We start from the raw sequence: 14,115 nt of genomic DNA on the forward strand, positions 1-14,115 counted from the left end.
CAATGCCTGTGAGTGTCCACACAGATTGCTTGATAGATTGTTAAAGAGCAGGACCGCGATGATTCTCATCGGGTCAGGGCTGCGTATTCTACACATCCCTTTTTCAGCGTCAAGCCCTTTTTTATCTGGTTTCGAGCGAGTGATGTTTTTAACTTCACACCGTTGAAACCCAGGCTTGCTACCGCGTTACCGACTTTGAATTTGAACAGATATTTGTTCTCGTTCGCCGTGTCAGTGGGTGCGCATTATAGGGAGCCAAAACTTTTGCGCAAGGGCTTTTTTCAGTATTTTGCGATCTTTTTTGAGGCCATAGGGTTAGTCACACGTTAAGCACTTTTTACCCCCAGAGTTATCCACATTTGTGAGTTTGTGGAGCAAAAAATGCGTTTTTAAAGTAACAAAAAAGGCAATCCGAAGATTGCCTTTAATGACTTACAGTGTGTTAGCTCAGTTTGCCATGACACTGTTTGTATTTTTTACCTGAGCCGCAAGGACAAGGATCGTTGCGCCCAACTTTCTCACCATCACGCACAACTGGAGTATGTGCAGCAACTTCAGCATCGTGTTCGGCTTCATTCAAAGCTTCAGATGTAGCGTGCTGATATTGATGTTGGATCCGTGCTTCTTCTTCACGGCGACGGGCTTCCATTTCATCTACATCTGATTGAGCCTGTACCTGAACCTTGGACAGAATACTGATCACATCGTGCTTGAGTGACTCCAACATCTGCTGGAACAGCTCAAAGGACTCACGCTTATATTCCTGTTTGGGGTTCTTCTGAGCATAACCACGCAGGTGAATTCCCTGACGCAGGTGGTCCATGGCAGCCAAGTGCTCTTTCCACAAACCATCCAGGGTCTGCAGCATCACGGCCTTTTCGAACTGGCGCAGCACTTCAGGGCCTACCATCTGCTCTTTGGCCTCATAGGCCTTGAGCCAGGATTCGATGATCCGCTCACGCAGGGTCTCTTCGTGCAGGTCTTCTTCTTTATCCAGCCACTCTTGCAGCGGCAAGTCCAGAACAAATTCCTGCTTGAGTCGCTGCTCGAGGCCGGGAACGTCCCAGAGCTCTTCAACTGACTGTGGTGGAATGTATTGATCGATAACGCCTGTGATCACGTCTTCCTGAATAGTCTTGATGGTATCTTCAATGCTTTCGGCATCCATCAGTTCGTTACGCTGAGCGTAAACCACCTGACGCTGGTCGTTGGCGACATCATCAAATTCCAGCAACTGCTTACGAATATCGAAGTTACGGGCTTCCACTTTGCGCTGGGCATTCTCAATCGCACGAGATACCCAAGGATGTTCAATGGCTTCGCCTTCTTCCATGCCCAACTTCTTCATCATGTTGGCAACGCGATCTGAAGCGAAGATCCGCATCAAGCTGTCTTCCATCGACAGATAGAAACGTGATGAACCCGCATCACCCTGACGGCCGGAACGACCACGCAGCTGGTTGTCGATACGACGGGACTCGTGACGTTCTGTGCCCAGAATGTGCAAACCACCGGCAGCAACCACGGCATCGTGACGCTCTTGCCAGTCGGCACGGATCTTGGCGATCTGCTCCTCGGTTGGGTTTTCCAGTTCCTCAACTTCCGCTTTCCAGCTGCCACCCAAGACGATATCCGTACCACGACCGGCCATGTTGGTGGCTACGGTTACCGCTCCACTACGTCCGGCCTGAGCAACAATTTCAGCTTCTTTTTCGTGGAATTTGGCATTCAGTACCTTGTGAGGGATCTTTTCCCGGTCCAACAGGTTGGACAACAGTTCAGACTGTTCGATGGAAACTGTACCAACCAATACCGGCTGACCACGTTCACGGCACCCTTTGATGTCCTGAATAATGGCGGCGTACTTTTCTTTGGCAGTGAGGTACACCAAGTCAGCCATATCGTTACGGATCATCGGCCGGTTGGTGGGGATGACTACGGTATCCAAACCATAGATATGCTGGAATTCGAAGGCTTCGGTATCGGCAGTACCTGTCATACCGGCCAGTTTTTCATACTGACGGAAGTAGTTTTGGAAGGTGATAGAAGCCAGAGTCTGGTTTTCATTCTGGATCTTCACGCCTTCTTTGGCTTCCACCGCCTGATGCAGACCTTCAGACCAACGGCGCCCCTGCATGGTACGGCCAGTGTGCTCATCGACGATGATCACTTCGCCGTCCTGCACAACGTAGTCAACATCACGTTCAAACAGGGTGTGAGCGCGCAGTGCAGCGTTAACATGGTGCAACAGTGAGATATTAGCGGCCGAGTAAAGCGAATCCCCTTCGGCCAGCAGTCCGGCCTGGATCAACAGGAGTTCAATTTTTTCCTGGCCACGTTCAGTCATGTGAACTTGCTTGGCCTTTTCATCAACACTGAAGTCACCCTCACCGACATAGTCGTCCGAGTCTTCTTTATCCTGGCGGATCAGATTAGGGATCAGTGTGTTGACTTTGATGTAGAGCTCAGAGCTGTCTTCCGCGGCGCCGGAGATGATCAGCGGTGTACGGGCTTCATCAATAAGGATGGAGTCGACTTCGTCTATCAGAGCATAATGCAATGGACGCTGTACCCGCTCCTGTGGTGAAAACGCCATGTTGTCGCGCAGATAGTCGAAACCAAATTCGTTGTTGGTACCGTAAGTGATATCTGAGTTATAGGCAGCTTTCTTTTCCAGCTGACCAAGACCGGCGACGTTAACCCCAACCGTCATTCCAAGGAATTCAAACAGTGGGCGGTTAGTGTCGGCGTCACGGCGAGCCAGATAGTCGTTCACTGTAATAACGTGAACGCCCTTACCGGTCAGTGCATTGAGATAGGCCGGCAGCGTGGCGGTCAGTGTCTTACCTTCACCGGTGCGCATCTCAGCAATACGGTTGCTGTCCAGCACCATACCACCTATCAACTGCACGTCGAAGTGGCGCATCTCGAACACCCGCTTGGAAGCCTCTCGTACAGTGGCAAAGGCTTCGGCCATGATGTCGTCAAGAGTTTCCCCTTTTTCGAGTCGATCACGGAACTCCTGGGTTTTGGCCTTGAGCTGCTCATTGCTGAGTTGCTCATATTCACCTTCGAGCGCGTTGATCTTGTTGACTATCTTGCCCAGGGCTTTAAGGGTGCGGTCGTTACGACTACCAAATACTTTTGTCAGTAATTTACCTAACATCTGAATCACTTATTCTGTTGTAGGCCAAGCCTCTTGCGAGTCTGGCGGCCAGTTCCAATTAACCTGCTTTGCGGTAGACGTACTTCTTGGGATCTATCTGCTGTCCACCCCGCAACACTTCGTAATGCACATGGGGTCCTGTCGAACGCCCAGAGCTTCCCATGGTGGCAATTTTCTCGCCCTTGGCGACCACATCACCTACAGTTACTGACAAAGCTTTATTATGGCCATAGCGGGTGCGCAATCCGTTACCGTGATCTATCTCCACCAACTCACCATAGCCAAACATATTCCCGGCCCATGTCACCACACCACCACCGGTGGCGATCACATCGGCTCCTTCTGTACCCGCAAAGTCTATGCCTTTATGCACAGTTCTGCGGCCATTGAAAGGATCATTACGTAAACCGTAGGGCGAAGATAACCAACCTTTATTGATTGGCCGCCCTGATATATAACGCTCTTCATCTATATGGAGATTGGAAGCCACTGTTTCAAGCAGTGACAACTGAGCATTATTGCTATCAATTCCTGATGCCAGCCGATCCATATCAGAGATCAGCTGCTCCAGCTCTATGCTGGTACCCAACTCGCTTAGACCACCCAGACCTACCTCGGCGCCAAAATCGAACTGTTCTTCAAGTTGGTAATTCTGGGCAAGAGTTTGCCCGAGAGCCTCAAGCCGGGTCAGTTTGGCCTGCATTCTGGCGACATGCGCCACCAGAGTTGCCAACTGAGTCTCTGTTGCTTGCTTGAGTTCTTTGACTTGTTTCTGTTGCTGCTCACGAGCCTGACGCTCGTTGTCGACGTTAGCCTGTTGCGACTCAAATCGCTCGGCGTTGTAATGATAGAGCCCAGTGCCCGCAGCGAGGAGCAAAATAGGCAACAGCAACCAGCGTTTGCCCGGTTGCCAGCGCGTCACGCCATTCCGACCTTGAATAAAAACTGTTACACTCATAGCCTAATTCAGCCATCTTATTATCGTAATGAAGAAGCTCCCTCAGCACCTCAGCCAATTACTGCATCAGTCGGGACGTCTGCCCGATCTGGCCGAGAAAGCGGAGCTTTTGTTGTATCTGAACCAGCATGTCAAACAACTGCTGTCAGGCCCTGTCAGCGAACAGCTGAAAGTTGCCAATCTGCGCCAAAGTGTGTTGGTTATTGAGACCCCTTCCGCCGCTTGGGCCGCCAGGATTAACTTTCAAAAAACCAAACTGCTTGCCCAACTTCAGGCAGAAACGCTCCCAATGCTTACCGCTATTGAGGTTAAAGTCAACCCGGCACTGGCAACATCGGGGGCAAAACCCCAAGTGGTTCACAGACAGCTGAGTGAAACTGCAGCTTCACATATTAATGCACTGGCCGAACACACCGAGGGCGAGCTGGGCCAGAAACTAAAACGGCTGGCTGCATTAGCCAGCCGTAAAAGGCAGTCCTAGTTTTACGATTAAGCCATCACGACATTGGATGGCATCATAAAGCTGACAGGCACATCCGCTTCTTTTTCGAAGCTGACCAACTCCCAGGCATCCTGCTGGGCAAGCAATGCCCGCACCAGCTGGTTGTTCAGGGCATGCCCCGTCTTGTAGGCACAGAATTCTCCGACTATGGCGTGACCCGCCACATACAGGTCACCAAACGCATCCAGAATCTTGTGCTTAACAAATTCATCCTCATAACGCAGGCCATCGGGGTTGAGGACACGATATTCATCAAGCACAACCGCGTTTTCCATACTGCCGCCCAATGCCAGGTTGTTGGCACGCAGATACTCGATATCACGCATAAAACCAAAGGTTCTGGCACGACTGATATCTTTCACAAAGGCAGAAGAGGAAAAATCCATCACCATATGCTGTTGACTACGGGCGATTTCAGGGTGATTGAAATCGATGGCAAAATCGACTCTGAAACCTTTGAAAGGTCGCAGTTCAGCCCACTTATCACCGTCTTCAACACGCACTGTGCGCTTGATTTTCAGATATTTCTTGGCCGCTGACTGATCTTTGATCCCCGCGCTTTGCAGCAGGAATACAAAAGGGCTGGCACTGCCATCCATGATAGGGATCTCGGGAGCATCCACTTCAATAACGGCATTGTCGATTCCCAAACCCGCGAGTGCAGCAAACAGATGCTCAATCGTTGAGATGCGAACACCTTCATCATTGACCAGAGCCGTACACATAGTCGTTTCACGCACCTGCTCTGCCTTGGCAGCAATCTCCACTGCCGGCTGCATATCGGTGCGCACGAGTACGATCCCTGTATTGACTGGTGCGGGCTTGATAGTCAAAGTCACCTTATTGCCGGAGTGCAAACCGACACCGGTGGTCTTTACCATTTTTTCAACAGTTCTTTGAAAAATCATTTAGTTACCCGTATTCATCTCAACAAAAAGCCCTGCCTTTGACGATAAAATCGACACTCGTCAGGCGCGGCTGGTCGGATATCCTAGCATAAATTGGTAATTTCACAAAAATTTACCTGCCTTTGCTTAACAGAAACAAAGGAGATCACCCAATTTACACCAGCGATAACCGCCAGTATCAGTCGGCTTGCTTACGCAAAAACGCCGGAATATCCAAATAATCAAGCTCGTTTTTGTGCGGGTTGGGCGCAGGCTGTGACGCAGGAACCGCATTGCTCTTGTGAGATACAGGCGCAACGGCTTCTTCCTGAGGCACGTATGCTTCGACCTTAGGCTCTGGCACAGGTTCCTGACGTGGAGCAGGTTTGGATACCAGCTGAATGTCAGGTTTTCTTTCCGAACCTATACCGGTAGCAACTACAGTGACTCGCAGCTCATCGCTCATTTCCGGATCGATAACAGCACCAACTACCACTGTCGCGTTGTCAGAAGCGTAAGCCTTGACGTGGTTACCCACAGTCTCGAACTCTTCAATGCTCATATCCATGCCGGCAGTGATGTTGACCAGTACGCCGCGGGCGCCTGCCAAGTCGATATCTTCCAGCAGCGGACTGGCTACGGCCGCTTCGGCAGCTTCTTCGGCGCGGTCTTCACCACGAGCCACCCCTGTGCCCATCATGGCGTTACCCATTTCGGACATAACAGTTTTCACGTCGGCGAAGTCGACGTTAATCAGACCGGGACGGGTGATCAGCTCAGCGATACCCTGCACCGCACCCAAGAGTACGTTGTTTGCGGCAGCGAAGGCATCCAGCAATGATGTACCACGGCCCAAGACCTTGAGTAGCTTCTCGTTGGGGATAGTGATCAGCGAGTCAACATGTTTGGCCAGCTCTCCAATACCCTGATCGGCATAGGCCATACGCTTCTTGCCTTCGAATGGGAAAGGCTTGGTGACCACGGCCACTGTCAATATCCCTTCTTCGCGGGCAATCTGCGCCACCACAGGAGCAGCACCTGTCCCCGTACCACCGCCCATACCGGCAGCGATGAAGATCATATCCGAGCCCTTGATGGCCTCACGGATATTTTCACGATCTTCTTCGGCAGCAGCTCGACCGACTTCCGGATTGGCACCGGCACCCAGGCCCTTGGTGACATCACGTCCCAGTTGAATTGTGGTGCCCGCGGCAGACTTACGCAGTGCCTGGGCATCTGTATTGGTGGCAACAAACTCAACACCTTCGATGTTGTGTTTCACCATATGTTCGACGGCATTACCACCGCCACCACCGACGCCGATGACCTTTATCACCGCCTCGTCAGAATGAGTATCCATGATCTCAAACATGGTTGAATTCTCCGTATTACCTGCGTTTACGTAAGTTAAAACTCACCTTTAAACCAGCTCTGAACCCGATTCCAGAGACTGGTCACCCCTTGACGCTCGGGTCGTTCAAACTGACGTTCGATAACCCTGCGCGCGCCGTAATGTAACAGCCCAACACCTGTGGAGTAGATGGGCTGATCCACATATTCATACAAACCTTTCACCGGCAGTGGTGATGCCACCCTTACCGGCATGCCGAACGTGGCTTCGGCAACATCCACAGCCCCTTCGATAGAGGCGGTGCCACCGGTCAACACTATGCCGGCGGCAATTTGATCTTCCAGGCCACTGTCCTTGAGCTCTTTGAATACCAACTCGAACAGTTCCTGATATCTGGGTTCAACCACTTCGGCCAGTGTATGACGCGACATGGTTCTTGATGGCCGGCCACCTACGGACGGCACCTCTATGCTGTCCTCACGGCTCACCATGGAGCTGCGGGCACTGGCATGCTGCACTTTAATCTGCTCGGCATGCGACAGCGGCGTGCGGAAAATTTTGGCGATATCACTGGTTACCTGATTGCCGGCCACCGGCACCACGGCGCAGTGACGCAGAGCGCCATTGGTATACACAGCAATATCTGTGGTACCGCCACCGACATCCACCAGACAAACACCCAGATCTTTTTCATCATTGGTCAGTACCGCATCGGCCGAAGCGATACCGGAAAACACCAGGTCGTCCACCTTGAGGCCACAGCGCTCAACACTCTTGGTGATATTCTTAGCCATATCATTGGCGCAGGTGACTATATGCACCTTGGCTTCCATCCGCATGCCGGACATGCCAATAGGGCTGCGGATCCCTTCCTGAACATCTATGGCATATTCCTGCGGCAGTACGTGCAAAATGCGGCGCTCGGTGGGGATCTTCACCGAACGGGCCGTGTGAATGACGTTGTCCACGTCTTCCTGGGTCACCTCTTCATCATTGATGGAGACCATGCCGTTTTCGTTCTGACAATCGATATGCTTGCCGGAAATGCTCAAATACACCGAAGACACCTGACAGTCTGCCATCAGCTCGGCCTGATCCAGGGCCCGCTGCACACTGCGCACGATAGAATCGAGGTCGTTGACCCCGCCTTTATCCATGCCGCGTGATGGATGATTACCCAGACCGACGACACTGATTTCGCCATCGGGCAAGACTTCACCTATGATCACAGCGACCTTGGATGTCCCTATGTCCAATCCGACGATCAGATTTCTATCTTGGTTCTTGGTCATTAATTAACGGCTCTCTTCTTGTGCGTCTTCCCAGCCTACTGCCAGACCCGTGTCATAGCGTAGATCCACTCTGGCGACACTCTTTTCCTGTTTAACCAACTCGGGATACACGTTGATAAAACGCTGTATCCGCGCCATCTTGTCCTCTCGTCCCAACTCCAGCATGATGCCGTTGCCCAAAGTCGCCTCCCAGGCATGTCTCGGGCTGAGACTCAATCTATCCAGCTTGAAGCTGTTTATCCGCAGCAGTTCATCCATCTGCCGAAAGGAGATTAATACCTCCTTCGCCATAGGTTCAGGTCCCGCCAACCAAGGCAGATTTTCCAGCCCGGGTTGCGGTGGCGCCAGAAACACCTCGCCGTGTTCATTGAGCCATTCATCCTGATTCCAGTGCGCCACGGCGACCTGCTCCTGCAGATAAACCTTCAGCTTGGCCGGCCATTCGCGCCGAACCGAGGCCCGGTATACCCAAGGCAGGGCCTCCAGCGCCTGCTGCACCTCGGCCACATCAGCGCTGAAAAAGCTACGCTGCATCAAGTCCTGCAAGGCGCCACGGATTTCCGCATCCGTGGTGTACTGGCGCTCGCCTTTAATCGCCACTGCCTCAATGGGCAAGGCCTCGGCATCATTCAGCACCAGTCCCAGTTTCCAAGCCGCCATGCCGAATGCCGCCAGTACCAACAGCAGAAAGCCAATCCCGCTGCAGAGATACCAATTGACTCCGGCTAGCCTTGCCCGGCCCTTGTGCAACCTGTCCTTCAGCGCCATGGTCCTGCCCGTTAGCTTGGCGGAAAACCGGCCATTATATAGGGCTGGTTTTCTTGGTCAAAAGATACTGTTTTCAAGCCATTAAGCGGCGAAAATCTATTCAGTAATCGTATCTTTCTTATCATCACTAAACCCCAGTTTGCTGCTCGCCAGTTGGCGCGCCAGGGCGCCTATATTGCCGGCGCCTTGGGTCATCAGCAGATCGCCGTCCTTGAGCACATCCGGCAGTATCTCCTGCAACTGCTCCGGCGTAGCGACATAGATAGGGTCGACCTGACCACGCAATCTGATGCTGCGGCACAACGCGCGGCTGTCTGCTCCCGCGATAGGTGCTTCACCGGCGGGATAGACCTCCAGCAGCAATAGGCCATCGACCTGAGACAATACCTCGACAAAGTCCTCGTACAGATCCCGGGTGCGACTATATCTGTGTGGCTGATAAGCCATCACCAGGCGCTTATTAGGCCAACCGGCACGAGCCGCCTTGATAGTGGCAGCGACTTCACTGGGATGATGGCCGTAATCATCAACCAGCATCACCTCGCCCTTGGGAGTATCGAAGGCCCCCAGGTGCTGGAAGCGGCGGCCAATTCCCTGGAACTCCGCCATCGCCTGCACTATGGCGGCATCATCTATATCATCTTCACTGGCCACGGCAATCGCCGCCAAGGCGTTCAGCACATTGTGCCGTCCCGGCAGATTCAGCAGCAGCTCCAAGTCGTCCCGCCCCTTGCGACGCACGGTGAAACGGCATTGATGTCCTTCTTGGCTAAAGTTGAGTGCCTGCACATCGGCCTCATCACTGAAGCCATAGGTCACCATGTGGCGACCAATACGCGGCATGATCTCTTTCACCACAGGATCATCGATACAGAGCACGGCCACACCGTAGAACGGCAAGTTATGCAGGAAGTCCACAAAGGTGGTTTTCAACTTCTCAAAATCGCCGCCATAAGTATCCATATGGTCGGCTTCAATATTGGTTACCACACTCACCATGGGCTGCAGATGCAGGAAGCTGGCATCACTCTCATCGGCCTCGGCGATAAGGTAACGGCTGTGCCCCAAGCGAGCATTGGTGCCGGCACTATTGAGCAGGCCACCTATTACAAAGGTCGGATCCCGCTCGGCCTGGCCATAAACACTGGCGATAAGGCTGGTTGTAGTGGTTTTGCCATGGGTGCCGGCAATCGCCACCCCATGACGGTAACGCATCAACTCGGCCAACATCTCGGCACGGCGCACTATCGGAGTGCGGCTGGCTCTGGCGGCCGCGACTTCCGGGTTATCCGCTTTAATCGCGGTGGAAACCACCACCACATCAACGTTCACCACAGCCTCAGCACTGTGGCCGATAATAATGCGAGCACCCAGAGCCGCCAAACGTTCAGTCACGGCATTTTCGGCAATATCCGAACCACTGACCTGATAACCTTCGTTGACCAGAACCTCGGCAATGCCCCCCATGCCGGCACCACCTATGCCAACAAAGTGAATACGACGCACCCGGCGCATTTCCGGGATCATGGCGCGAAGCTGGGCGTATTTCTCTGCTCTGTTATTCATCTATTTCCTTTCTCTGCCAGTTCGATACAGACTTGGGCGACTTTATCGGTCGCATCCAGCACGGCGGCCGCTCTGGCTCTTTGCCCCATCAGGGCCAATTCATTTCTATCACTGCCAAGCAGGGCCAGCTTATTCGCCAGCCTGGGCACATCGACAATCGGCTGCGGCAACAGGAAGGCCGCGCCCGCATCCACCAACACCTGGGCGTTGCGGGTCTGGTGATCATCCACCGCATGGGGATAAGGCACCAACAGGCTGGGCAGGCCAACAGCCGCCAACTCGGAAACGGTTAGGGCACCAGCGCGGCAAATGACCACATCGGCCCAACGATAGGCAGCTTCCATATCATCGATAAACTCAGCGACTTTGACTCTGCCGTCTTGTCCCAGCTGCTGATATTCGGCTTCCACCGGTGCCTGATTGCCCTTACCCACCTGATGCCAAACCGTCACCGACTGTGACTTGCTGACCTCGGCAACCACGGCCGGCATAAGGTCGTTGAATACCTTGGCCCCCAGGCTGCCACCGACGACCAGAATTTTCAGCGCATCCTGATGCTGGGCTCTGGGCTGCCCACCCAGAGTGATAAGCTCCTGGCGAATAGGGTTGCCCACCACTTCGGCCTTACCCGGCTCGAAGGTATTGGCAAAGGCGCACAGCACCTTAGTGGCGATACGGGAAAGCAGCTTATTGGTCATCCCCGGAATGGCGTTTTGCTCATGCAACACCAACGGAATACCACTGAGCTTGGCGGCAACGCCGCCCGGACCGCTGGCAAAGCCACCCATGCCCAACACCACATCCGGCCGAAATTCGCGGATGACCCTGCGCGCCTGGATAATCGAGCGCAGTACCTTGAAAGGCGCTGCCAGCTTGCGCACTATGCCGTTGCCGCGCACGCCCTTGATGTCAATAAAATCTATGTCAAAGCCGTGTTGAGGCACCAAGCGCGCCTCCATCCGGTCTGCCGTGCCCAGCCAACGCACCTGCCAGCCCTGCTGTGCCAGGCGTCTGGCCACTGCCAACGCCGGGAAAACGTGACCGCCGGTACCACCGGCCATCACCAAAATACGTTTGTTATTCACATTATTACCTTTCATGACTTCAGCCTTCCCTGTACCGCCTGGATCAGGCTGAGACGCCGCTCATGATCTATCCGGATCAGCATCATGACCGCAGCCGTCATCACCCAGAGACTACTGCCGCCATAGCTGATAAAGGGCAGTGTCAGCCCTTTGGTCGGCAAAATGCCGATACTGGCGCCCACGTTCACCACAGTCTGGAAACAGATCCAGATCCCTATGGCGTAGGCCAGATAACCTTCAAATGCCCGGTCCATGGCCAGACATTGACTGCCGAGACGAATTGCCCGCAGCGCCACAAACAGCAGTACCGCCAGCACAGCGATAATGCCCATAAATCCAAGCTCTTCCCCTATAACGGCAAAGATAAAGTCAGTGTGCGCCTCCGGCAGGTATTCCAGTTTCTGGATACTGTTGCCAAGCCCCTGACCAAACCAGTCACCACGGCCATAGGCCATCAGCGACTGAGTCAACTGGTAACCACTGCCGAACGGATCCTGCCAGGGGTCGAGGAAGGAGGTTACCCGCCGCATCCGGTAGGGCTCCAGCAACACCAAAGCCACAAAGGCCATGACCCCGGTCAGGATCAGCGCAAAGAAGTCCAGCAAACGGGCGCCGGCCAAAAACAGCAGTCCCACAGTACCGACAAATAGCACCACCACGGTTCCCAGATCCGGTTGCATCAGGATCAAGAAGGCATAGACGGCAAAAACCGCAATCGGTTTGTAAAAGCCCTTGGCGTTTTCACGCACTTCCTGATGCCGCCGAACCAGATAACCGGCCATGTAGACCGCAAAAGCAAACTTGGCTATCTCGGCTACCTGAATTCTCACCGGCCCCAGAGACAGCCAGCGGGTCGCCCCGTTTACCGTGGTGCCCACTATCAGCACAGCCACCAACATAACCCCAACCAGCAACAGCATCAGCGGACTCAGTTGCTGCCAGCGCTGCATCTCTACCTGCAACACCACTGCGGCTATCACCACGCAACCCACCAGATAAAACAGATGGCGGGTAACAAAGTGAAACGGATTACCTGTCAGGCTCTGGGCTTCCGGCATAGAAGCCGACATCACCATCACAAAGCCAAAGGCGATCAACGACAAAACGGCAAGCAGCAAACGCCGGTCATACAGTTGCATGCCCTGCGATTGCTTCTCACCGAACCAGTCAGGCCAGCGCCACTTGAGGCTGGTCCCGAACAGGCTGAGTTGTCGTTCATCACTGCTCATCCAGCGCCTCCACCAGTTGGCGGAAATCATCGCCTCTGGCCATAAAGTTGCTGTACATATCCAGGCTGGCACAGGCCGGTGACAACAAGACTATGTCTCCGGAACTCGCCAGCTCGGCGGCCTTGCTCACGGCTTCTGCCATGGAGCCAACCTTGATGGCGCCCTCTTTCAATGCCGCAATCTTGTCACCGTCTCGCCCCAGGGTAATAAGGTGAGTCACAGAGCCGAGCGCATTGGCAAGCGGCCGGAAATCGGCTCCTTTACCATCACCACCGGCAATCAGGATCACATCACCGAGGTAGTCGCTGAGCCCTTCGAGCGCAGCCACGGTAGCGCCCACATTGGTGGCCTTGGAATCGTTGATCCAGGTGGCGCCATTCTTGACCGCCACCAGTTCACATCTGTGCGGCAAGCCTTTGTACTCGCGGGCCACTCTGGCCATGGCTTCCTTATCCACGCCGGCCGCATCGGCCAACGCCATGGCGGCCAGCAGGTTGGCGTGGTTATGGCTGCCGAGCAGCGCCACATCCATCAGATTCATGATTTCACTGCTGCCGTGGAAAATCTTGCCGTCGGTGATCCCCCACTCATCCCCTTCGGGGTTACCCAGACCAAAGCTGTTGTTGTTCATGGGTGACATGGGCTGCGTTTGCGGATCATCCCGGTTGAAAATCGCCAGTCGGCTCAGTTCATAGAGCCGCAGTTTAGCCTGACGATAGGCTTCCAGGTCGCTGTATCTGTCCATGTGGTCTTCAGAAATGTTCAGGCAAGTTGCCGCCAAACACTTGAGACTATGAGTGGTTTCCAACTGGAAACTGGATAGCTCCAGCACATAGTGACTGACGTTTTCGCCCAAAAGCTCCAACGCCGGCACCCCTATGTTGCCGCCGATGGCGGCTTGCTTGCCACCGGCTTTGAGCATTTCACCGACCAGAGTCGTCACAGTCGACTTGCCATTGGAACCGGTAATCGCCAGCACACATGGGCCCTTGTCGGCGATGGCGCGGGCAAACAGTTCCACATCGCCGATCACTTCTATGCCCATATCCAACGCCGCCCTTACTTCGGGGGTATCCATGGGGATCCCTGGACTGATGATGATCTGCTCGGCCTGCACCAGACCACGGCAATCGAAACCACCGAAGCAAAACTCCAGATCCGGAAACTCATTTTTCAGCGCCTCAGCACCGGGTGGATTGCGGCGGCTGTCCATCACCATAGGGGCATGCCCCTGAGCCACCAGATAGCGCACCACAGACAAGCCTGTGGCCCCCAATCCCAACACTATGTGCGAACAGCGACTCATCATGA

General features: G+C 53.9%; 11 protein-coding genes. 1 reads left to right on the forward strand and 10 read right to left on the reverse strand.

Features of this window, described 5'->3' with window-relative positions; genetic code table 11:
• Positions 1-442: 442 nt before the first annotated feature.
• Positions 443-3,166 carry a preprotein translocase subunit SecA gene (secA, locus tag ON072_RS16900; RefSeq protein ID WP_109247708.1) on the reverse strand — a complete coding sequence of 908 codons (2,724 nt, stop codon included), beginning with the start codon at positions 3,164-3,166 and terminating at the stop codon, positions 443-445.
• Positions 3,167-3,224: 58 nt separating this feature from the next.
• A complete protein-coding gene (locus ON072_RS16905; RefSeq protein ID WP_144379714.1) occupies positions 3,225-4,124 on the reverse strand; it encodes a M23 family metallopeptidase in 900 nt (299 codons plus the stop codon).
• Positions 4,125-4,152: 28 nt separating this feature from the next.
• Between ON072_RS16905 and ON072_RS16910 the strand changes: the two genes are divergently transcribed.
• A complete protein-coding gene (locus ON072_RS16910; RefSeq protein WP_025010897.1) occupies positions 4,153-4,605 on the forward strand; it encodes a DUF721 domain-containing protein in 453 nt (150 codons plus the stop codon).
• Positions 4,606-4,613: 8 nt separating this feature from the next.
• On the opposite strand, the gene lpxC is transcribed toward ON072_RS16910, so the two are convergent.
• The 8 genes from lpxC to murD form a co-directional block, all read right to left on the reverse strand.
• Positions 4,614-5,534 carry a UDP-3-O-acyl-N-acetylglucosamine deacetylase gene (gene lpxC, locus ON072_RS16915; protein WP_025010896.1) on the reverse strand — a complete coding sequence of 307 codons (921 nt, stop codon included), beginning with the start codon at positions 5,532-5,534 and terminating at the stop codon, positions 4,614-4,616.
• A gap of 178 nt (positions 5,535-5,712) precedes the next feature.
• Positions 5,713-6,885, reverse strand: coding sequence for a cell division protein FtsZ (gene ftsZ, locus ON072_RS16920; RefSeq protein WP_025010895.1), 1,173 nt, complete (start codon positions 6,883-6,885; stop codon positions 5,713-5,715).
• Positions 6,886-6,920: 35 nt separating this feature from the next.
• Complete coding sequence (gene ftsA, locus ON072_RS16925) at positions 6,921-8,156, reverse strand: cell division protein FtsA (protein ID WP_025010894.1); 1,236 nt, start codon at positions 8,154-8,156, stop codon at positions 6,921-6,923.
• A 3-nt stretch (positions 8,157-8,159) separates the two neighbouring features.
• Positions 8,160-8,924: a cell division protein FtsQ/DivIB gene (locus tag ON072_RS16930; protein ID WP_106408513.1), complete on the reverse strand. Its 765-nt coding sequence runs from the start codon at positions 8,922-8,924 to the stop codon at positions 8,160-8,162.
• Between the two features lie 96 nt (positions 8,925-9,020).
• Positions 9,021-10,490, reverse strand: coding sequence for a UDP-N-acetylmuramate--L-alanine ligase (murC, locus tag ON072_RS16935; RefSeq protein ID WP_096142773.1), 1,470 nt, complete (start codon positions 10,488-10,490; stop codon positions 9,021-9,023).
• Positions 10,487-11,590: an undecaprenyldiphospho-muramoylpentapeptide beta-N-acetylglucosaminyltransferase gene (gene murG / locus ON072_RS16940; RefSeq protein ID WP_037437115.1), complete on the reverse strand. Its 1,104-nt coding sequence runs from the start codon at positions 11,588-11,590 to the stop codon at positions 10,487-10,489. Before murG ends, murC begins: the two co-directional genes overlap by 4 nt.
• Complete coding sequence (gene ftsW / locus ON072_RS16945) at positions 11,587-12,804, reverse strand: cell division protein FtsW (RefSeq protein ID WP_208139772.1); 1,218 nt, start codon at positions 12,802-12,804, stop codon at positions 11,587-11,589. Before ftsW ends, murG begins: the two co-directional genes overlap by 4 nt.
• A complete protein-coding gene (gene murD, locus ON072_RS16950) occupies positions 12,794-14,113 on the reverse strand; it encodes a UDP-N-acetylmuramoyl-L-alanine--D-glutamate ligase (RefSeq protein ID WP_025010891.1) in 1,320 nt (439 codons plus the stop codon). The genes ftsW and murD overlap by 11 nt, the downstream gene beginning before the upstream one ends.
• Positions 14,114-14,115: the final 2 nt, after the last annotated feature.

This window comes from Shewanella sp. K8, assembly GCF_028823715.1.
GTDB classification, from domain to species: domain Bacteria; phylum Pseudomonadota; class Gammaproteobacteria; order Enterobacterales; family Shewanellaceae; genus Shewanella; species Shewanella algae.